This is a genomic window from Rahnella sp. CFA14(1/10), assembly GCF_004195095.1.
Lineage (GTDB): Bacteria > Pseudomonadota > Gammaproteobacteria > Enterobacterales > Enterobacteriaceae > Rahnella > Rahnella perminowiae.
The window spans coordinates 126,801-144,818 of the sequence record NZ_SEWS01000009.1 but is presented as its reverse complement, the minus strand read 5'-3'; the positions used below and the strand labels follow the sequence as shown (position 1 = coordinate 144,818).

Sequence of the window (18,018 nt, the reverse complement as noted above, 5' to 3'; positions counted from 1 at the left end):
AGTCAGGATCCTTGGCCCCAATGGGCGGCCACTACCTCCCTCTAATCGCCGGGCATCAATGCTAAACGGATCGGGTCGTGTTCCTTATGACGCTGCTGATTCCTTCAGTGATGCGATGGCTAACTGGCAGCCGGCTCTTTGGTCGCCAGATAATGAAGTCAATATTTACCGCGACCGCATTGTTTCGCGCGTGCGCGACATGGCCCGAAATGACGGATGGGCGTCCGGCAGCGTTACCCGAATTTTAGATAATGCCATCGGTGCTAATTTTCGCCCGATCGCAAAAGTGGACTATCGCGCGCTGGCCATGCAGACCGGGATAAAAGCGTTTGATGCGACATGGGCAGATCAATACGGACGGGCTGTGGAAGCAGCCTGGCGTACATGGGCAAATGACCCCAGTCGTTATTGTGATGTTGAGCGTAAGAAAACAGTTTCCCAGATGCTCAGACTTGCCTTCCGCCACAAGTTGGTTGATGGAGATGCGCTGGCTGTCCTGCAATACCGAACTGACAGGCTCGGGCATGGGCGGGCACGATACGCCACAACGATTCAGATTATCGATCCAGACCGCCTAAGTAATCCTCAGCAGGTTTTTGACATGCTGAAAATTCGCGGTGGGGTGGAAATCGATGATGACGGTGTGCCGTTGGCGTATCACATACGCAAAGCGCATATGGGGGACTGGTGGAGCGCAGAGAAAACGATGACGTGGGAGCGCGTTCCGCGTGAAACATCCTGGGGCCGCCCGATCGTTGTCCACGATTTTGACGGTGACAGGGCTGCCCAGCACCGGGGAACAAGTATTTTTACGCCAATTGTTCAGCGCTTAAAAATGCTGATCAAGTACGACGAAGTCGAACTGGAAGCATCAATCCTCAACGCTATCTTTGGGGCTTACGTCACTTCCCCATACGATCCACGGCTATTCGAAGACGGACTCAGAACGGATGATGTACTCGAATATCAGGATATGCGTACCGAGTTTCATCAGGATAACCGCCTGTCTCTGCAGAGCGGGGCGCGCATTCCCATTCTTGCGCCTGGTGAAGAAATAACGACCGTTAATGCAACGCGCCCGATTAGTAACTTTGTCGCTTTCGAAAGCGCTGCGCTCCGTAACTGCGCCGCCGCGCTGGGTATCTCAACGCAGCAGTTAACACAGGACTGGTCCGATGTCAATTACAGTTCAGCGCGCTCCGCGATGCTGGAAGCCTGGAAAACCCTGACACGTCGTCGTGATGATTTTGCCAGTGGTTTTGCACAACCAATATTCAGCAGCTTTATCGAAGAACTCCATGACCTCGGGGAGGTACCTCTTCCTGCTGGCGCCCCGGAATTTCTGGCGGCCAAAGCTGCCTATTGCCGTGCACAGTGGATGGGGCCGGGACGTGGTTGGGTCGATCCGGTTGCAGAGAAAAAGGGTGCGATCCTCGGTATGGATTCCGGCATGTCAACGCTGGAAATGGAAGTCTCAGAAAACGTTGGCGAAGACTGGGAAGAATTGCTGGACCAGCGTGCCCGCGAGATCGAAGCCTTTAAAGAACGCGGACTGCCTGTACCAACATGGGCGCAGGCGGACACTTTCGCACCTCAAACAATTAAAGATCCGGAGGCACAGTGAATTTACCGCACTTAGCGCAGCGCCTATTTAACACGCCGCTGGCGCTGCATCCTCGAAAGGCCGAAGTGGTGATGGCTGCGCTGACTGACCGTTTCGGCCTGACACGCATACAGTCTATGTCTGACTGGGATGATGATGACGATTCATTTTCCAGGCAGGCCCGCGATACAGGGTATGACGTAGTGGAAGGTATCGCAGTGATCCCGATTCAGGGCACGTTAGTGCAGAAACTCGGCACCTTGCGGCCCTACAGCGGGATGACTGGCTATGACGGCATTCGCGCCTGCTTCCTGCAGGCGTTGAATGACGGTGAGGTCAAAGCCATCTGTCTGGATATTGATTCGCCCGGCGGCGAAGTCGCAGGGTGTTTTGACCTTGTCGACGAGATTTATGCCGCGCGCGGCAGTAAGCCGGTCTGGGCCATTTTATCCGAAAGCGCCTATTCCGCTGCTTACGCACTGGCGAGTGCGGCGGACAAGATAATCGTGCCGCGTACAGGCGGCGTCGGTTCTGTTGGCGTCATTGTGATGCACGTTGACTGGTCGCAGAAAATCAAAAAAGACGGCCTTGCGGTCACCATCATTACCTACGGTGACCGTAAGGCAGAGTCCAATCCGTATGAACCTTTAAGCGAAACGGCGCGTAAAGCCATTCAGTCTGATATTGATGAAATGGGCCGCCTGTTCGTGAGTACCGTCTCCCGCAATCGCGGGATCACAGAAAAAACCGTCCGGGATACCGAAGCCGCCTGTTTCCTTGGCGCCGACGGTGTGCAACTGGGGCTGGCTGATCAAGTGGCCTCGCCTGATGCGGCATTCCGCGATTTATTACAACTAGTTGGAGAATAAAGATGTCGATGAAAATCAGAGGGTTTGGTCACCTTTTTGGTCGCGGTGCTAATGCGTCCGAAGATGATGAAGACGAAAAAGAAAAGTCCAAAAAGGCCAAAGGCCGTCGTGCGGAAGAGGACGACAGCGACGATCAGGACGACAAAGAAAACAAAGACAAGTCCAAAAAATCAAAACGCGCAGAAGACGATGGTGATGATTCTGACGACGAAGATGATAAGGACAAGGAAAAGTCTAAAAAGGCCAAATCCCGCCGTGCGGAAGATGACGACGATGATGCGGACGCCGAAGAAGATGAAGGCGATGAAGACGACGGAGACGACGATGAAGATGATCGTGACGTCAAGAAAGGTCGCCGCGCTGAGCGCAATCGCATTTCCCGTATCCTTAGCAGTAAATATGCCACAGGTAAAGGTCCTCTGGCTGTATCACTGGCGATTACTACCGGCATGAGTTCCGCAGCCGCCATCCGGGTGATGGCAAGCTCTGGCCCGGTACCGGTGGCATCGCAGCCCCGCCGTATGTCTCTGGACGAACGTATGGCAAAAGTTGAAAACCATCAGTTGGGTAATGCTGATGCCGGCGCCCCAGCCGCAAACTCCGTGGTTGCCCGTGCGGCCGCTCTCTATAACCAGGTAAAAGGTAAAAAATAATGACTGTGAATCAGGTAGGAGAAAACGCCTGGGTGCCGGGCGTACAGCATGACACCTTCGTTCCGGATCAGTTACTGTCTGGTCCTTTGCAGGTTGTGTCCGATACAGTCACCATTTTGACCGGATCGGCAGCAACTTATAAGCGTGGTACCGTGCTTGGCGTGGTTACTGCATCGGGTAAATATACCCTGAGTGTGGCTACCGCTACCGATGGTAGCCAGGTTCCCCAAGCTATTCTGGCCGATGATGCTGATGCCACCGCGGCGGACACGTTAGCTGGCGTATATTTGATGGCCGAAATCAACAAGAACCGCATTACCTTTGATGCGAGTTGGACGCTCGCGACGCTCAAGCCCGCGCTCCGTCCGTTTGGTATCTTCCTGCGCGACAGCGTTCAGGCACCTGCCAGCTAAACACCCGTTTTAATTTAATCGCCTTCTTCGCATGCCCTTCACCGGGCAGGGCGTTGTGCGTCTTTTATTTATCCCGACCTGTTGGCCGGGACACAGAGAGAATAAGCCATGTCCCAAACTATTTACGATACCGTGTCGCTGGTCGGGTTGGTGCCCAATCTGATGACGTCACAAAACTTCATCCTCGACCGTTTTTTCCCGAACATCGTGACAAGTGACGATGAGTATGTGGCGATTGACGTAGACATCGGTCTGCGCCGCATGGCACCGTTCTGCTCACCGCTGGTCGAAGGCAAGTTGGTGGAAAGTCGTCGTTACCAGACCGACAAGTTCAAGCCTGCCTACATCAAAGATAAGCGCGCCCCTGACCTGCGTAAACCGATCCGCCGCCAGATTGGTGAACGTATTGGCGGCGAATACACCGCCGCAGAACGTGAAATGCTGAACATCCAGTTCGAAATGAGCGACCAGATTGATATTTTGAATCGTAGACTCGAGTGGATGGGCTGCAGCGCAATCGCCACCGGCACCGTCACCATTAAAGGTGATGGTTTCCCGACGACCGTTGTTGATTTTGGTCGCGATCCATCGTTAACCATCGCGCTCAGCGGGGCAGATAAATGGCCGACCAGCGTTGCGGTTGGCGCTACCAACACCCAACCAACGGATGATATTGAAGAATGGCAGGCGTTGATCCTGCAAAAATCTGGCGCACAGGCGACGGACATTGTCTTCACTAACGCCTCATGGCGCGCGTTCAAGCTCGATACGTCGCTGAAAGGTGCCATTATCCTGCCAGCGCAAAACCCATCCGGCAACATCATCAATCCGGGCCCGCAGATTGCGAAAGGCGCTGTCTGTAAAGGTTTCTGGGGGCAGTATACACTCTGGCTTTACAACGACTGGTTCATCGACCCGGATACCAATGTTGAAACTCCGATGTTCGCAGACGGTTCAGTGGTTATGTCGGGTCCGGATCTGATGGGAACCCGTGCGTTTGGTGCCATCATCGATCCCGCCTTCAACTACGGGCCGATGGCGTATGCGCCAAAAAGCTGGGTGAAGGAAGACCCAGCGCAGCGCTTCCTGCTGATGCAGTCTTCTCCGATCGTTATCCCAAGCCGGGTTAACGCAGCCCTTTGTGCGAAGGTGGTCTGATCATGGCAAAAGATAAAACAACCGAGGCTGCTGACGCGGTCACCGTGGTGGTGCTCAAAGGGAAAAGCGTTCGTCACGACGGAGAGAAGTACACGCAGAACACCCGCATTGAACTTTCACCGAATGACGCCGAGCGTCTTATTGCGTCCGGCTTTGTTAAAACACTGGATTCGGTGAAAGAGGAAATGGAAGCGGCGTCTGGTCAGGAAGTCAGCATCATAAAAGCTGATGGGCAGGCCATGATCACCTCGGACGCGCCTTCAGTTGTCAAATCCGAGAGCGGGGAAGCCTGATAATGGGAATCAACTGGGATCGGCATTTGCTCAGGCCGTTGCATGGCGTATTTGGTGACCCGGTTGATTTCCGACCCGCGGGCGGTGCGGCTTATACCATCAGCGGGATTTTCGACCGCGCCTATACGCAGGAGGTTGAACCTCTGGATGACGGTAGCACGATAAACACGACGTCTCCCGTCCTGGGTGTGCTGGACAGTGAGTTCCGCGTTCCACCGAAGAAGGGGGACCGGTTGTTTATCGGCACGGTCGGCGGCGAGCCGGTGAACACGTTGTTCACCATCGCCGATATCCAGCCGGACAGCCACGGCGGCTCAAAGCTTATTCTTAACAGGGTGAAGGTATGAATGCAGCAGCTTTGCGGGGGCTCGTTATCAGCGCGCTTGCGGGGAAGACAGATGCTCTTGAACGGGTTTATTCCCCGCGAGACTGGCCGACGTCTGAGGATATGTATCCCGCTATTCTCGTGCAAACCCCTTTCGATCTGAAAAATTCCCTCGGGCGTAACGTACCGCAGTTTACGACAGTGACCACCGTCCGGATCACCGGTCGCCTGCAGGAGCTTGATGACCTTGATCAGGACAATGGGGCGGTAAAAGCGGAAGAGGCGCTGGAGCAGCTGCGCGGACAAATCGAGCGGGCAGTGATTAACAGTTATGACCTGACCCAGCAAATTCAGCAGTTTTTGCAGATGCGTTCCACGATTGATATCAGCGCCGCTGGCGAAGGGCATACCGCCCAGCTACTGATGGAACTGGATATCGAGTATTACCAGGGCCCGGAAGAATTCTACCCCATCGAAGCGGACCCGCTTCAGGGTATCGACGTCACCCTTGTCGAGCCTGACGGCACGCCGGAAGTTGGCGTCACCATCGACCTGCCTCAATAACATTCTGGAGTATCCCATGTTTGTAAAACCCGTAGCCGGGCGCACTGTGCGCGATCCGGTTAAAGGCACCTTTTTGCCCGAAGAAGGGGCAGAGGTTGCTAAAAGCACGTTTTGGGATCGCCGGCTGCGTGATGGTGACGTTATCACCGTTGATGCTTCATCAGCCGCCGCGAAATTGACAACCGCTGTAAAAAGTACTGATGCCGGGAGCGCGAGCTAATGAATTTTCAACAGATCCCCAGTAACCTTCGGACACCTCTGTTTTTTGCTGAGTTCGATAACTCGCAGGCGAACACCGCAACGGCAACCCAGCGCACGCTTATTATTGGTCAGATGCTGACGAATGCTGCGGTGAATCCAAATATTCCGGTTATTGAATCATCAGCCTCGAACACCGCAGGGATTTATGGCGCCGGGTCTATGCTTCATAACCAGATTACGGCATACCTGGCAAATGATATTTCGGGTGATATTTACCTGCTCCCGCTGGTGGATGGCTCATCCATGGTCGCGGCGACAGGTACCATTACGCTGACAACCGCACCGAGTGAAACCGGTGTAATTTCACTGTATGTCGCAGGCCAGCGCGTGCAGACCACAGTGTTGAGCACCGACACAGTGACTACGATGGCAACAGCACTGACGGCGGCGATCAATGCCACCATTGCGTTGCCGGTAACGGCTGCATCGGCCGCCGGCGTTATTACACTGACGGCCAAAAATAAAGGCGCACATGGTAACAGCATTGATTTAAGGCTGAATTACAAGGGTAGCGCAGGTGGGGAATTTACTCCGACTGGTCTGGGTATTACGCTCGCTGCCTTCACGGGTGGTGCCGGGTCACCGGACATGACAACAGCACTGGCAAACCTCGGCGACCGGACCTTTGATTTTATCGTCACACCTTATACTGATACGACTTCTCTCGATGCGCTGAAGAACTTGCTGTCGGACAGCACCGGTCGTTGGAGCTACGCTTCACAGCTTTATGGCCACGTCTTTGGGGCCGTGTCTGGCACCTATGGACAACTGACCACGCTCGGCGAATCCCGCAACGATCAGCATGCCACTTTGCTGGGGGTATATGACTCACCAACGCCGGCTTATGTCTGGGCAGCGGCTGCAACGGGTGCGGTCGCGGGGAGTCTGCGCAACGATCCGGGGCGTCCTCTGCAAACGCTCACGATTTCCGGCGTGCTGGCGCCGCCACTGGCTTCGCGTTTCGAATTGACCGAGCGCAACAACCTGCTTTACAGCGGCATTTCGACCTTCACGGTGGCTGATGACAGCACGGTGCAGGTGGAAAACCTGATCACCACGTACCAGACCAATAAATACGGTGATGCGGACGATAGCTATCTGCAGGTGGAAACGTTGTTCCTGCTGATGTTCGTCACCCGCTTTATCCGCACGCAGATCACTTCGAAATTTGCGCGTATGAAGCTGGCCGCTGACGGTACCCGTTTCGCCCCGGGTTCCGCGATTGTGACGCCGAACATTATCCGCGCTGAGATGATCGCCCAGTACACACAGTTGGAGTACAACGGCTATGTGCAGGATTCCAAAGCCTTCGCCGCCGGTCTGATTGTGATGAAAAGCACGACCAACCCGAACCGCGTAGACGTGTTATGGGACGGCGTGCTGATCAACCAGCTGCGCGTATTTGCACTTCTTAACCAGTTCCGCCTGCAAGCCGCGGCGTAAGGAAAAAAAATGGGTGATACTTCCAACCGCCTGGCGGGCACCGCATCGGTGACGACCAATGGCGTCACAATCATGGTCGCCGGGCAATTCAAATACAGTCCTTCAACCGTTAAACGTGAAACCTTGACTGGGATGGACCGTGTCCATGGCTATAAGGAAAAGCCTTCCGCACCGTATATCTCATGCCAAGTACGCGACAGCGGCGGTACCACGGTGGCGGACTTTAACGACATGACCGATGTCACCGTGGTGGCTGAACTCGCCAACGGTAAAACGATTATCGGCACCGGGATGTGGACGGTCGAATCACAGGAAGTCGACAGTGAAGACGCCGTGTTCGATGTCCGCTGGGAAAGCTTCTCAGTCGTGGAGAGCTGATCGTGGAAGAGCAGGAAAAAAGTATCGTTATTCCTCTGGATAAACCGCTGGCGGATGCCGGCGGTAAACTGGTCTGGGAAAGCATTCCACTGCATGAACCTGCGCTCATCGAAGTGAATCAGTTCTTTGATAAGCAGAATGCGGACGGAGCACTGGCCGCGATGGGGCTCCTTATCTCGCTGTTATCGGGGATACCGCCGCAGGTTGTCAGGCGCATGCCGTTTACCACTTTCAAGCAGTGTGAGGTATTTCTTCTCACCTTCTTAAATTACCTTCCCGAACCCGTCACGACGGTTGAAAGCAGCACGGTGATCGTGCTGCCAAAAGCCCTTCAGGATGGAAAAGGGGAGCAACACTGGGCAGGTATCGATCTTGGTGAACCCTGTCTTGACCAGGTGGACCAGTTTTATAAAACCCAGACAGTGAAAGGCGGTCTGGCGGCGATGTCCGCACTTATCGCTGAAATCTCCGGCATTCCCACGCAGGTCATAAACCGTCTCCCGTTTACAGACTACAAACGCTGCGAGGGTTACATGCTGGGTTTTTTAAACTTCTCCCCGACGGCGGGAGGTGGCGTGAACGCATCGCCGATGTGACGTATTACTACGGCTGGGGGCCAGATCAAGGCTGGGGAATGACGTGGTCGAAGCTCAACTGGTGGCGGGATCAGGCATTGCGCATCAATAAGTTAAAGGAACGCGATTAATGGCTAATGTGTTTGATTTCCAGTTGAAAGCGGACGATCAGGTTTCTCAGTCAATTCAGAACATTGATGATGTTGTAAAGAAACTGACACCCCACCTCAATGATGCGCAAAAAGTTGTGCAGCTCGGGGGGCGCCGATCGGCTGAAGGGCTTGACGAAATAAGCGGGCGGCTGAATAAGCTTGCTAATAATGCCCGTGACGGCGTGCAGTTTATCGGGGACCTTGTGCCGCCGCTGAAAATGGTCGGCGGTTTAACTCTCGGGTTAAGCGGCTTGGCCACCGCGATCAATGGAATAAAGGCCGGAATTCAGGAATATGCGGATGCCGGTTACAAAATTGATACTACCGCCAAAAATATCGGCACCACAACCCGTGCCTATCAGGAGTTGACGGGGGCAATGATTGAAAACGGGGCGACCCGTGATTCAGCGGAGGGTGCTATTACCGGACTGTACCAGCGTGCCAATGATGCGCTCAATGGCCGCGATGATCCTTTTAATGCGCTCCTGGCTCAGATGGGTGTAAAGATCAGCAAAACCAAGGAAGGGATGGCTGATGTTGTGAAACTGATGGATGACCTGAATAAGGCCATGTTGAAACAGACACCGGCAAGACAGGCAGTGATTGCGCAGATCGGGCAGTTCCCGCCAGAGCTATTAAACTTTTTGCGGCAAAGCACAGATCAGGTCCAGCGCCTTAAAGATCAGGCCCAGCGTGACGGGCTGATTTTTTCTGATAAGGATATACAGAACGCCCTCGCATTCCGTAACCAGGTCAATCAGATTTCAGCATCGTGGGATGGCATGCTGATGAAATCTCAGGCATGGCTCGGACAGAGTAGCTTCGTTAAGGAGCAGACCGATCAGATATCTGACCTCATGAAAAACGGTGACAAGTATTCGGTGGCACATTTTTTCAGTATGGGTGGAAATACCGATCAGGATTATGATTTGCTCAGAAGGGCATCAAAAGACGAAGAATTTAAGAAAACCCTGACTCTGCCTGAAAAGGCTCGAGTGAACATAGGTTATTTGGATGATGATCTAAAGAAAAAATTGCATGGCTGGTATGGACCGACCGATCAGGCCCATCAACTTCAAAAAGACGTGCAAGCGATGTATGAGCAGCCGCCATCTTCCGTAGTGCCGCCATTATCGTTCAATCAACCTGGTAATAATAATGCCCGGGGTATCCGTAACAATAATCCTGGCAATTTACGGTCAGCGCCGAATGCTGTCGCCAGCGATGGCGGTTTTCCAATTTTCAGTAACCCGAACGATGGCCTGGCAGCGATGAGCAGGCAATTACAGTTGTATGGGAGCAGAGGGAATGATACGCCTTATGGCATCATCCGCACTTACGCCCCGTCCAGCGAAAACGATTCACAGGCCTATATCAATGCTGTGACAAAAGATACGGGCTTTGGCGCACATGAAAAACTGGATTTGAGCGACCCAGCCACCCTAAAGCGCCTGATGACAGCCATGATCCGCCATGAAAATGGAAGTCAGCCCTACAGCGAAACTGATATTGATAATGGTATCAATACATCGATGACCGATCCCCGCTGGAGAGTACCGCAAGGATATTCAGGGAACTATGAAATTAACCAGACAGGCAAAGGGAATGAGCCAAATATCAACGCGTCTGCAGCCGGATCTAATGGAATATCTGGCGGTGGAATTGACATGAAACAACTTGCTGACGCTTTATCCAAATCATTGAAAGAAAATAAAAGTGAAATCGAGTTGACGCTGATTAATGAGCGAACCGGAGAACGCAAAAAAGTCTCTGGTACGGGTGGGAAAGTTACCACAGCAATGTCGATGCCATAAATATCAACCCTCCCGCTTCGGCGGGTTTTTCCTTTTGGAGGACAGGATGCCACTGTTACAAAATGCGCTGTCTTCGCTGTTAGGGTTTTCTGGCGACAGTTGGAACTGGCAGGACCATATTCATCCGGCTTCGTTTCGCGGCGTGCCCTTTGCGATTATTGATGCGGATGGCAATTTTGGCCGCCGGCAGGCCGTCCATGAATACCCCTATCGCGATACGGTCTGGGTCGAAGATTTGGGGCGTTCTACCCGCCGCCTGACCTTAAACGGATTCATTATCCAGTCCAGCCTGATCTACAGCGCAGCTGATGTCATGACACAGCGGGATAATCTTATTGCCGCCTGTGAAAGCGCGGGTGCTGGCACGCTGGTGCATCCTACGCTGGGCGAACTGACGGTCAGTATCCCTGACGGCGGGCTTAAACTGCGGGAAAGCAAAGATTCAGAACGCGTCTTTGAATTCTCTCTCACCGTGATTGAGTCAGGCCTTCGGGTTTTTGCTGTGACCGGAGCTGTCTCAGCCGCTTCAACGGTTCAGACGTCCTGGCTGGCGCTGGCGGCTAAAACGGCAGCCACGTTTATTGCGGAGGTTAATTCTGATTTACGCACGGTGACGCAGGCAATAAAAACGCTTAAAAGCACGGTTTCCTTCTGGACCAGCATGGTGACCCGCACGGCAAATGAGGCGACGAATCTCAGCAATACACTGAAATCCACGTTCGGCAGTAGCCGTTATGGGCGTTATAACACGGGCGATGTTGGCGGGAATGCGTCGGGCGCGACAAATACCACGACGACGACGGCGGACACGGATAATTATGACCTTTTGGTTTCGCAGAAAATGGCGGCATCAGTCGAAAACCGGGCAGAAGTTCAGGATATAACGGCCAGCCTTCTGGAGTCAGTCAGCGTAGCGGCATATGCCAGCGGCGCGCAGGATGTGATTAATGCATTACTGTCGAGTGAGGCAAAAGGGTTGGATCTGGTTCGCTTGTTTGAAACGCTGTCTACGTTCACGGATGCCACTTACCGGCCGGACAGCAGCGACAGCAGCATTGCTTCTGCGGCACATATTTACCTCATCACGCTAAGTGCTGGCGCAATGGCCTATGCGGCGTCTCTTTACGAGCCCGTAAGCTATGACGATGCTGCTGAACTTCTTCAGCGCCTGGTCAGCGTGATCGATACGGTGTCACTTGCGGCGGCTGATGCCGGTTATGACGATGTCTTCAGTGAGATGTCTGACCTTAAAACAACGGTCAAAACGACGCTTCAGGAGAAAGGGGCGCAGCTGGCGAACGTGACCACCGTGACATTTAGCGCGGCGCTTCCCGCACTTAATCTGGCAAACCGGTTGTATCAGGACGCAGGCCGGACTGAAGGGCTGATAAAAATGGCCGATCCTGTCCATCCGGCATTTATGCCGCTTTCTTTCAGGGCGCTTTCTTCATGAATGATGAAATGACGTTAACCGTGGGTGGTAAGGTGCTTTCCGGCTGGGACTCTGTCCGCGTGACCCGAAGCATCGACCACCTTCCCAGTGATTTTGACCTTTCGCTGATGGATGAATTTCCCGGCAGTGATGGTCAGCAACTGGTCAAAGAAGGCGATGCCTGTGTGGTAAAGCTTGGGAGCGATACGGTCATTACCGGCTACATCGACCGGTGGGCGCCGATGATTTCCGCCTCAAGGCACGAAGTCCGGGCAACGGGGCGCAGTAAGTGCGAAGACCTGGTGGACTGCTCTGCCAAATGGGACAACAACGTGATCACCGGCGCTACCCCGTTGCAGATTGCGCAGCGCCTGGCCGCGCCGTATGGGATCACCGTGTCGAGCGACGTCACTGATATGCAAAATGTGCCTCAGTTCACGCTGAACTGGGGAGAAAGTTCGCAGGAAATCATTGACCGTGTCACGCGCTGGGCGGCGCTTCTCTACTATGACCTGCCTGATGGCAGCCTCTACCTGACCCGCGTCGGTACCCGAAAAGCAGCCAGCGGCGTGGCACAGGGTATCAACATTGAAGCAGCGGCCTACGAGACCTCGATTGATGAACGGTTTTCCGAATACACCGGAGTCTCAATGACGGTTAACCCGCTGGTCGATGACAGCGGTTATGGTGCCGTGACCAAAGCCACAGCGAATGATCCGGATGTTGCCAAAATGCGGTACCGGAACCGGATCATCATTGTCGAAAGTACCATGAACACCACCGAATTGGCACAGCAGGCGATTGACTGGGAAATGAACCGGCGTTATGGCCGCTCTAAGGTTTTGCAGGTCACAATTGATAACTGGCGCGACAGCGCGGGCAAGCTGTGGGAACCCAATACCCTGATACCCGTCAACATCCCCAAGATGGGCATCAATGACGTGCTATGGCTGCTGGCAGAAGTCACATTTATCAAAGATGACCAGGGAACGGTGGCGCAGATGGTGCTGATGCCGCCAGCGGCATTCTCGGTTCAGCCATATCGTTTTTACAACGTCATTCAGGAGCTGAACAGATGACAATGCTCAACACGCTTTACCGCCGGGCAATGATGATGCTCGGAGTGGGCAGTGTATCACTGACGAATGATGATGGCGGGATCCAGAAAGTGCAGTATCAGACGCCGCTTGAAGTGCGCAGCGATACGCCCCGCCTGATGGAGTTCGGTTTCTCCTCTTCATTGCCGGCGGGAGCTGACGTGCTGATTGCCTACCTTGGCGGTGACCGCTCAAACGCGGTAGTGATCGCCTCCGGTCATAAGGGCAGCCGCAAAACAGGCCTGAGTCCGGGTGAAACCATTATTTATGACCAGTGGGGGCAGCACATCAAACTCACCGAAACGGGGATAGAAGTTGATGCAAACGGTCAGCCCGTCAAAGTCATTAATTCAACCACCGTCACCATCGTTGCTTCAGAAGAGATTTTTGCTGATACCCCTGTTTTAAAGTGTTCTGGCGATATCATTGATAACGCGGGGAGTAACACCACCACGCTGAAAAATTTGCGCGATACCTACAACACGCACAATCACGTCGTGAAAAACGTGCAAAGCGGCAGCTCATCGCCAACCAGTGAAAAACCGGGGGAGCAGGTTCAATGACGGACATCACAACACTCTGGAATGCTGAACAGTCCGTTGGTGACTGGGCTGAGGCATCCGGTGACCTGCTGTCGGGCGATGACCTTGAAACGGCCATTTTAATCAGCCTCTTTACTGACCGGCTGGCACGGCAAGATGACGAATACGATGGCGATAACCGCCGCGGCTGGTGGGGCGACCAGGATCAGGATTATCCAATCGGTTCGCGGCTCTGGCTGTTGAACCGACAAAAACTGACGCTGGCCGTTGCAAACAAAGCGCAGGACTTCGCCGCCGAGGCGTTGAAGTGGCTTACGGATGACGGAGTGGTCGCCAGTATTACGCCCGTTACACAAATCGTGTATCCGAACCGCCTTAACCTTTTTATCACCTACCAAAAACCAGGACAGGACGCTGTGTCGAAGCGTTATTTCTGGGTCTGGGAGTCTTAACCGATGCCATATAACCGGCCAACGCTCACCGAGCTGCGCGCGCGTAACCTCGCCGCGATTGAATCAGAATTAAAAGTAACAGGCACACCTTTACGGTTTTCAAATCTTAACATCCTCGGAACGGCAGATGCGGGTCTGGCTTACCTCCATTATGGCTATCTTGACTGGATAGCAAAGCAGTCAGTGCCGTGGAGCGCGACGGATGAAAATCTTGCGGGCTGGGCCGCCTTAAAAAGCGTGACGCAGAAAGCGGCCAATGCCGGGACAAACAACGCTACCCTTTTCACCGGCACTGTAGATGCAACTCTTCCGGCGGGGACGGTATTAAACCGGGGTGACGGTTATCAGTACACGACAGATGCGGAGATAGATATCGGACCGGATGGCACAGCAACAGGCGCAATCACTGCGGTGCTTCCCGATCCTAATAACGACCCGACGGGCGGCGGCGATGCAGGGAATACCCCGGCAGGCACCAAACTCACACTGGATGTCAGTATTTCAGGTGTCGATTCGACGGCAACCATCAGCATGGACATTACTGACGGTGCGGATATCGAAACGGAAGATGCTTTTAGATCGCGTACACTGCTGGCCTATCAGAATACGCCTCAGGGCGGAAACGATGATGATTACGAAGCCTGGGCACTTGCCGTATCAGGCGTGACGCGTGCATGGACCGTGCGCAGGCTCATGGGGGCGGGTACCGTCGGCGTGTACATTATGGTAGATGGAAATGACACGTCGAATAACGGATTTCCCGTCGGTACGGACGGCATATCTTCGCTGGACAGCTGGTCAGGAACAAAGGCAACTGGAGATCAGAAGAGGGTCGCTGACCACATTTACCCCATTCAACCTGTTACTGCGCTGGTTTATGTCTGTTCTCCGATTAAAACAGCCATCAATTTTACGATTAACGGTCTGGCATCGGCTGACAGCACAACAACGTCCGCGATTGCGGCAGCGATTGATGGCGTACTGTTTGAATCCGGAAATCCACAAGGGGCTACGATTTATCTGTCTGATCTGCTGATTGCAATCAGTAATGTCAGCGGCACGAGCGGTTTTATACTGACTTCTCCCTCGGTAAATATCACCACAACGACCGGGCAGCTTCCGGTAAGGGGTACGGTGACGTACACATGAGCCGGTTTACTTTAGAAGATTACACATCTGCGTTGCAGAATTTACTGCCAGTTGGGCTGGTGTGGCCGCGCAAGGCGGATGGTATTCAAACTGCTGTTTTACGGGCTCTGGCCCAGTCATACCAACAGAGTGATGATGCTGCCGTAACGCTGTTAACGGGTGCTTTCCCGGCGACAGCGACCATCATGTTAACTGACTGGGAGAAAACACTCGGGCTTCCGGATGACTGCGCCATCGGGGAAAATGACAGTATTGCGATCCGACAAAAATCGGTTGTGTCGAAGCTATTCAGCACCGGTGGTCAGTCCGCCGCTTATTTCATCGGTGTGGCTAAGGCCATGGGGTATGACATTACTATCACTTTTTTTCGTCAGGCCAGAGCCGGCATGTCAGTTTGCGGTGATGCCCTGAATGGCGATGACTGGCCGTTTACCTGGCTGGTTACCGCGCCTTCAACCACTATCACCTACGCTCAGGCTGGGCAATCTTATGCCAGCGATCCCTTGCGTTCGTGGGGTAATAAGCGGCTTGAATGTCGCCTAAGTAAATTGGCACCATCACATACCATCGTATTATTTGGTTACGCCAACTAATCATTAATATCCGGAAAATAAAATAAGCGCCTTAATTGGCGAGGACATTTCTATGCAAAAGATTGGGAGTATTACCTCTACGGCAAATGCTAGCGGAGAATGGACGAACGGAAATGTGGCTGCAGGCACACCACCAACAATAATTGATGCCGCATGGTTAAACACGGTTCAGCGAGAAATTTCGAATGTGGTAACTAATGCCGGACTAACTTTGGATCCAACGAATGATGCTCAATTGCTGGCCGCTCTTAAACTGCTAACGGGGCCAGGGCGTTTACTTTCAGCACCAAAATCTTTTCTCTCAAGTGCGCTATATACACCTACACCAGGGACAACCAAGGTCAGAGTTAAAATTTGGGGCGCCGGCGGGGGTGGCGCAGGGGTTTTAGGTTCATCGGCGACTGGGGGGGCGGCAGGCGGTGCAGGGGCGTACGCTGAGTCATGGATAAGCATCCCAGCAGGTACAACTATTTCTGTCACAGTTGGAAGCGGCGGAACGGCAGGCGGTGCTAATTCATCCACTGCAGGCGGATCAGGCGGTGCGTCATCATTTGGTACATATATTACATGTCCCGGAGGCATCAGCGGTTCGCCATCGGGAGGAGGCGCCGGCGCAACAGCCCCATCCTCTACAATTCTGTCGTCAAATGGGCAATCGGGGCAAGGGGTGTATAGCGGGGTTCTATTTGGAGGCACCGGAGGAGCTGCATTCTCATCGTACGGGGGGCTGTCTCACTCTTCATCAAGTGGCGATGCTGGCGGTTTCCCAGGCGGGGGAGGTGCGGGAAGTACAGCTGGTCAGTCTTCATACGGTGCGGGTAAAGGGGCTAACGGCTGCATAATAATCGAGGAGTACGCATAATGATTAAGAGTTATGCTCTTATAGCAAATGAAAAAATATTAGTCGTAAACACTATTGTTGCTGATGAAACATTTCAAATTGAAGGTTATTATTTGATAGAAATATTAGATGGAATACTCTGCCAAACTGGGATGTATTATAATAAAGGTGATGGGTTGTTTTATTACGATGAAGCTTTCACTAATTCAGAGAGCGTTATAGATGAGTAGCTCTCATGTGGACTGCTACATAACTTCAAAGGTCAGTTAGGGTAACGGAATTATACGCGGCTCGGTGGGTTGCTACATGCAACCCATATGTTCAACGATGTTGATTACCATCTGCTAGATATCGCTTTTTAATGAACTTTAGTTCTATGAATCGATATGAAGCCTCAGAGTAAAAAAAAGTAATAAAAATCATTAGTATTAGGGTGGTAGCGGTGCCAATGGTGAAATTTAAGTGAGTCCCAATAGAGTAAGTAACTTGTTTTACTGTATATATTGCTGGCATGTGGCAAAGGTAAATTGAGTACGATCTTTCTCCAATTAATACTAATATGTTATTTTTCGATGTTATTATTTTTCTTTCTGAAATAGTCGTGAAGAAGCAAAGCCATCCGAAAACGCCTATTGAGATGTATTTGTATTCATTGCTAAAGTTCAGAGATACAATTAGGAGTAATAGCACCATGGTTAGAGATAACAATCTTAATGGAATGGGTAGTTTGCATTTAATCCCAAGAACAAATGTTAAAGCTCCAAGGGAAAATGCTTGCGGCCTGAACCACCAAGCCACACCTGTCAAAACATTATCATGAGCTGATATAAAAGAATGCGAAATAAATGCAAGCAATAAAAAAGCAATCAAATATCTAGCATTAAGTAAAAAAACGGCCACAGCAAGAACTAAATACATTTGCCATTCTAGAGATAAAGACCAGTTAACAACATTTAAATCGTAGCTTCCACATTCATATACGCCAGAAAAACATCCATACCAAAATATGTTTGCATATCCAAACAGTGCAGCTATACCACTAGATACAACATCTGAAATATTTGTTTTTATAACTGTAAAAAATGTTGCGATAAAAATAGTGAATAAGACCCAGAATATGGCTGCTGGCATTAGACGGAAGAATCTTCTTTTAAAAAATGATAAAAATGTAGTGATGTTTTTACCGTTATTAGATACGTCACGGAATAATGTGGTACACATTAGATAGCCAGAGATAGCAAAGAAAATGTCCACTCCTCCAAGGAAGGACACATGGTTAAGTATTTCCTGATACCATAATGGTGTAGGGAGCCTATTCCTATAATGCTGACCAATAACCATAAATACAGCAACTGCGCGTAAGGCCTGAATATCTAAATTAACGTTTTTTATCATTTAACCGATACCATTA

21 protein-coding genes are annotated in these 18,018 nt (G+C 52.1%); 20 read left to right on the top strand and 1 reads right to left on the bottom strand.

Annotated elements, in window-relative coordinates; all coding sequences use genetic code 11:
• Positions 1-58: 58 nt before the first annotated feature.
• The 20 genes from EVX52_RS18445 to EVX52_RS18335 all read left to right on the top strand — a co-directional run bounded on the left by EVX52_RS18445 (position 59) and on the right by EVX52_RS18335 (position 16,837).
• A complete protein-coding gene (locus EVX52_RS18445) occupies positions 59-1,624 on the top strand; it encodes a phage portal protein (protein ID WP_129991841.1) in 1,566 nt (521 codons plus the stop codon).
• A complete protein-coding gene (locus EVX52_RS18440; RefSeq protein WP_129991840.1) occupies positions 1,621-2,472 on the top strand; it encodes a S49 family peptidase in 852 nt (283 codons plus the stop codon). The genes EVX52_RS18445 and EVX52_RS18440 overlap by 4 nt, the downstream gene beginning before the upstream one ends.
• Positions 2,473-2,474: 2 nt before the next feature.
• Positions 2,475-3,125: a DNA primase gene (locus tag EVX52_RS25335; RefSeq protein ID WP_165385187.1), complete on the top strand. Its 651-nt coding sequence runs from the start codon at positions 2,475-2,477 to the stop codon at positions 3,123-3,125.
• Positions 3,125-3,538 carry a head decoration protein gene (locus EVX52_RS18425; protein ID WP_129991838.1) on the top strand — a complete coding sequence of 138 codons (414 nt, stop codon included), beginning with the start codon at positions 3,125-3,127 and terminating at the stop codon, positions 3,536-3,538. The genes EVX52_RS25335 and EVX52_RS18425 overlap by 1 nt, the downstream gene beginning before the upstream one ends.
• A 108-nt stretch (positions 3,539-3,646) precedes the next feature.
• The gene (locus tag EVX52_RS18420; protein ID WP_129991837.1) at positions 3,647-4,696 is read left to right on the top strand and encodes a major capsid protein; all 1,050 of its coding nucleotides are present in this window, start codon (positions 3,647-3,649) and stop codon (positions 4,694-4,696) included.
• Positions 4,697-4,698: 2 nt separating this feature from the next.
• On the top strand, positions 4,699-4,989 hold the full coding sequence (locus tag EVX52_RS18415; RefSeq protein WP_129991836.1) for a hypothetical protein: 291 nt from the start codon (positions 4,699-4,701) through the stop codon (positions 4,987-4,989).
• A gap of 2 nt (positions 4,990-4,991) precedes the next feature.
• Positions 4,992-5,336 (top strand): hypothetical protein, encoded by a 345-nt coding sequence (locus tag EVX52_RS18410; RefSeq protein ID WP_129991835.1) that lies wholly within the window; start codon positions 4,992-4,994, stop codon positions 5,334-5,336.
• Positions 5,333-5,878 (top strand): ATP-binding protein, encoded by a 546-nt coding sequence (locus EVX52_RS18405; protein ID WP_129991834.1) that lies wholly within the window; start codon positions 5,333-5,335, stop codon positions 5,876-5,878. The genes EVX52_RS18410 and EVX52_RS18405 overlap by 4 nt, the downstream gene beginning before the upstream one ends.
• A gap of 16 nt (positions 5,879-5,894) precedes the next feature.
• The gene (locus tag EVX52_RS18400) at positions 5,895-6,098 is read left to right on the top strand and encodes a DUF2635 domain-containing protein (RefSeq protein ID WP_129991833.1); all 204 of its coding nucleotides are present in this window, start codon (positions 5,895-5,897) and stop codon (positions 6,096-6,098) included.
• Positions 6,098-7,582, top strand: coding sequence for a phage tail sheath subtilisin-like domain-containing protein (locus EVX52_RS18395; protein ID WP_129991832.1), 1,485 nt, complete (start codon positions 6,098-6,100; stop codon positions 7,580-7,582). The genes EVX52_RS18400 and EVX52_RS18395 overlap by 1 nt, the downstream gene beginning before the upstream one ends.
• Before the next feature lie 9 nt (positions 7,583-7,591).
• Positions 7,592-7,960: a phage tail tube protein gene (locus EVX52_RS18390; protein ID WP_095921538.1), complete on the top strand. Its 369-nt coding sequence runs from the start codon at positions 7,592-7,594 to the stop codon at positions 7,958-7,960.
• A 2-nt stretch (positions 7,961-7,962) separates the two neighbouring features.
• Positions 7,963-8,556 (top strand): phage tail assembly protein, encoded by a 594-nt coding sequence (locus tag EVX52_RS18385; RefSeq protein ID WP_129991831.1) that lies wholly within the window; start codon positions 7,963-7,965, stop codon positions 8,554-8,556.
• 109 nt (positions 8,557-8,665) lie between these two features.
• Entirely contained in the window at positions 8,666-10,501 is a 1,836-nt protein-coding gene (locus tag EVX52_RS18375; RefSeq protein WP_129991830.1) for a hypothetical protein, read from the top strand.
• 46 nt (positions 10,502-10,547) lie between these two features.
• On the top strand, positions 10,548-11,954 hold the full coding sequence (locus EVX52_RS18370; protein WP_129991829.1) for a DNA circularization protein: 1,407 nt from the start codon (positions 10,548-10,550) through the stop codon (positions 11,952-11,954).
• On the top strand, positions 11,951-13,012 hold the full coding sequence (locus EVX52_RS18365; protein WP_129991828.1) for a phage baseplate assembly protein: 1,062 nt from the start codon (positions 11,951-11,953) through the stop codon (positions 13,010-13,012). The genes EVX52_RS18370 and EVX52_RS18365 overlap by 4 nt, the downstream gene beginning before the upstream one ends.
• Positions 13,009-13,593 carry a phage baseplate assembly protein gene (locus tag EVX52_RS18360; RefSeq protein ID WP_129991827.1) on the top strand — a complete coding sequence of 195 codons (585 nt, stop codon included), beginning with the start codon at positions 13,009-13,011 and terminating at the stop codon, positions 13,591-13,593. Before EVX52_RS18365 ends, EVX52_RS18360 begins: the two co-directional genes overlap by 4 nt.
• Positions 13,590-14,024, top strand: a complete 435-nt coding sequence (locus EVX52_RS18355) for a phage GP46 family protein (protein WP_129991826.1) — start codon at positions 13,590-13,592, stop codon at positions 14,022-14,024. The genes EVX52_RS18360 and EVX52_RS18355 overlap by 4 nt, the downstream gene beginning before the upstream one ends.
• Before the next feature lie 3 nt (positions 14,025-14,027).
• On the top strand, positions 14,028-15,173 hold the full coding sequence (locus EVX52_RS18350) for a baseplate J/gp47 family protein (RefSeq protein WP_129991825.1): 1,146 nt from the start codon (positions 14,028-14,030) through the stop codon (positions 15,171-15,173).
• Complete coding sequence (locus EVX52_RS18345) at positions 15,170-15,766, top strand: YmfQ family protein (RefSeq protein ID WP_129991824.1); 597 nt, start codon at positions 15,170-15,172, stop codon at positions 15,764-15,766. The genes EVX52_RS18350 and EVX52_RS18345 overlap by 4 nt, the downstream gene beginning before the upstream one ends.
• A gap of 861 nt (positions 15,767-16,627) precedes the next feature.
• Positions 16,628-16,837, top strand: coding sequence for a hypothetical protein (locus EVX52_RS18335; protein WP_129991822.1), 210 nt, complete (start codon positions 16,628-16,630; stop codon positions 16,835-16,837).
• Between the two features lie 91 nt (positions 16,838-16,928).
• On the opposite strand, the gene EVX52_RS18330 is transcribed toward EVX52_RS18335, so the two are convergent.
• Positions 16,929-18,002, bottom strand: coding sequence for an acyltransferase (locus tag EVX52_RS18330; protein ID WP_129991821.1), 1,074 nt, complete (start codon positions 18,000-18,002; stop codon positions 16,929-16,931).
• Positions 18,003-18,018 lie beyond the last annotated feature (16 nt).

Bases quoted from the DNA above. Each gene is read 5' to 3' on its own strand.
- EVX52_RS18330 (WP_129991821.1), bottom strand. From the start codon at position 18,002: ATGATAAAAAACGTTAATTTAGATATTCAGGCCTTACGCGCAGTTGCT.
- EVX52_RS18420 (WP_129991837.1), top strand. From the start codon at position 3,647: ATGTCCCAAACTATTTACGATACCGTGTCGCTGGTCGGGTTGGTGCCC.
- EVX52_RS18350 (WP_129991825.1), top strand. From the start codon at position 14,028: ATGCCATATAACCGGCCAACGCTCACCGAGCTGCGCGCGCGTAACCTC.
- EVX52_RS18395 (WP_129991832.1), top strand. From the start codon at position 6,098: ATGAATTTTCAACAGATCCCCAGTAACCTTCGGACACCTCTGTTTTTT.
- EVX52_RS18360 (WP_129991827.1), top strand. From the start codon at position 13,009: ATGACAATGCTCAACACGCTTTACCGCCGGGCAATGATGATGCTCGGA.
- EVX52_RS18355 (WP_129991826.1), top strand. From the start codon at position 13,590: ATGACGGACATCACAACACTCTGGAATGCTGAACAGTCCGTTGGTGAC.
- EVX52_RS18405 (WP_129991834.1), top strand. From the start codon at position 5,333: ATGAATGCAGCAGCTTTGCGGGGGCTCGTTATCAGCGCGCTTGCGGGG.
- EVX52_RS18345 (WP_129991824.1), top strand. From the start codon at position 15,170: ATGAGCCGGTTTACTTTAGAAGATTACACATCTGCGTTGCAGAATTTA.
- EVX52_RS18365 (WP_129991828.1), top strand. From the start codon at position 11,951: ATGAATGATGAAATGACGTTAACCGTGGGTGGTAAGGTGCTTTCCGGC.
- EVX52_RS18445 (WP_129991841.1), top strand. From the start codon at position 59: ATGCTAAACGGATCGGGTCGTGTTCCTTATGACGCTGCTGATTCCTTC.
- EVX52_RS18370 (WP_129991829.1), top strand. From the start codon at position 10,548: ATGCCACTGTTACAAAATGCGCTGTCTTCGCTGTTAGGGTTTTCTGGC.
- EVX52_RS18390 (WP_095921538.1), top strand. From the start codon at position 7,592: ATGGGTGATACTTCCAACCGCCTGGCGGGCACCGCATCGGTGACGACC.
- EVX52_RS18415 (WP_129991836.1), top strand. From the start codon at position 4,699: ATGGCAAAAGATAAAACAACCGAGGCTGCTGACGCGGTCACCGTGGTG.
- EVX52_RS18410 (WP_129991835.1), top strand. From the start codon at position 4,992: ATGGGAATCAACTGGGATCGGCATTTGCTCAGGCCGTTGCATGGCGTA.
- EVX52_RS18335 (WP_129991822.1), top strand. From the start codon at position 16,628: ATGATTAAGAGTTATGCTCTTATAGCAAATGAAAAAATATTAGTCGTA.
- EVX52_RS25335 (WP_165385187.1), top strand. From the start codon at position 2,475: ATGTCGATGAAAATCAGAGGGTTTGGTCACCTTTTTGGTCGCGGTGCT.
- EVX52_RS18375 (WP_129991830.1), top strand. From the start codon at position 8,666: ATGGCTAATGTGTTTGATTTCCAGTTGAAAGCGGACGATCAGGTTTCT.
- EVX52_RS18400 (WP_129991833.1), top strand. From the start codon at position 5,895: ATGTTTGTAAAACCCGTAGCCGGGCGCACTGTGCGCGATCCGGTTAAA.
- EVX52_RS18425 (WP_129991838.1), top strand. From the start codon at position 3,125: ATGACTGTGAATCAGGTAGGAGAAAACGCCTGGGTGCCGGGCGTACAG.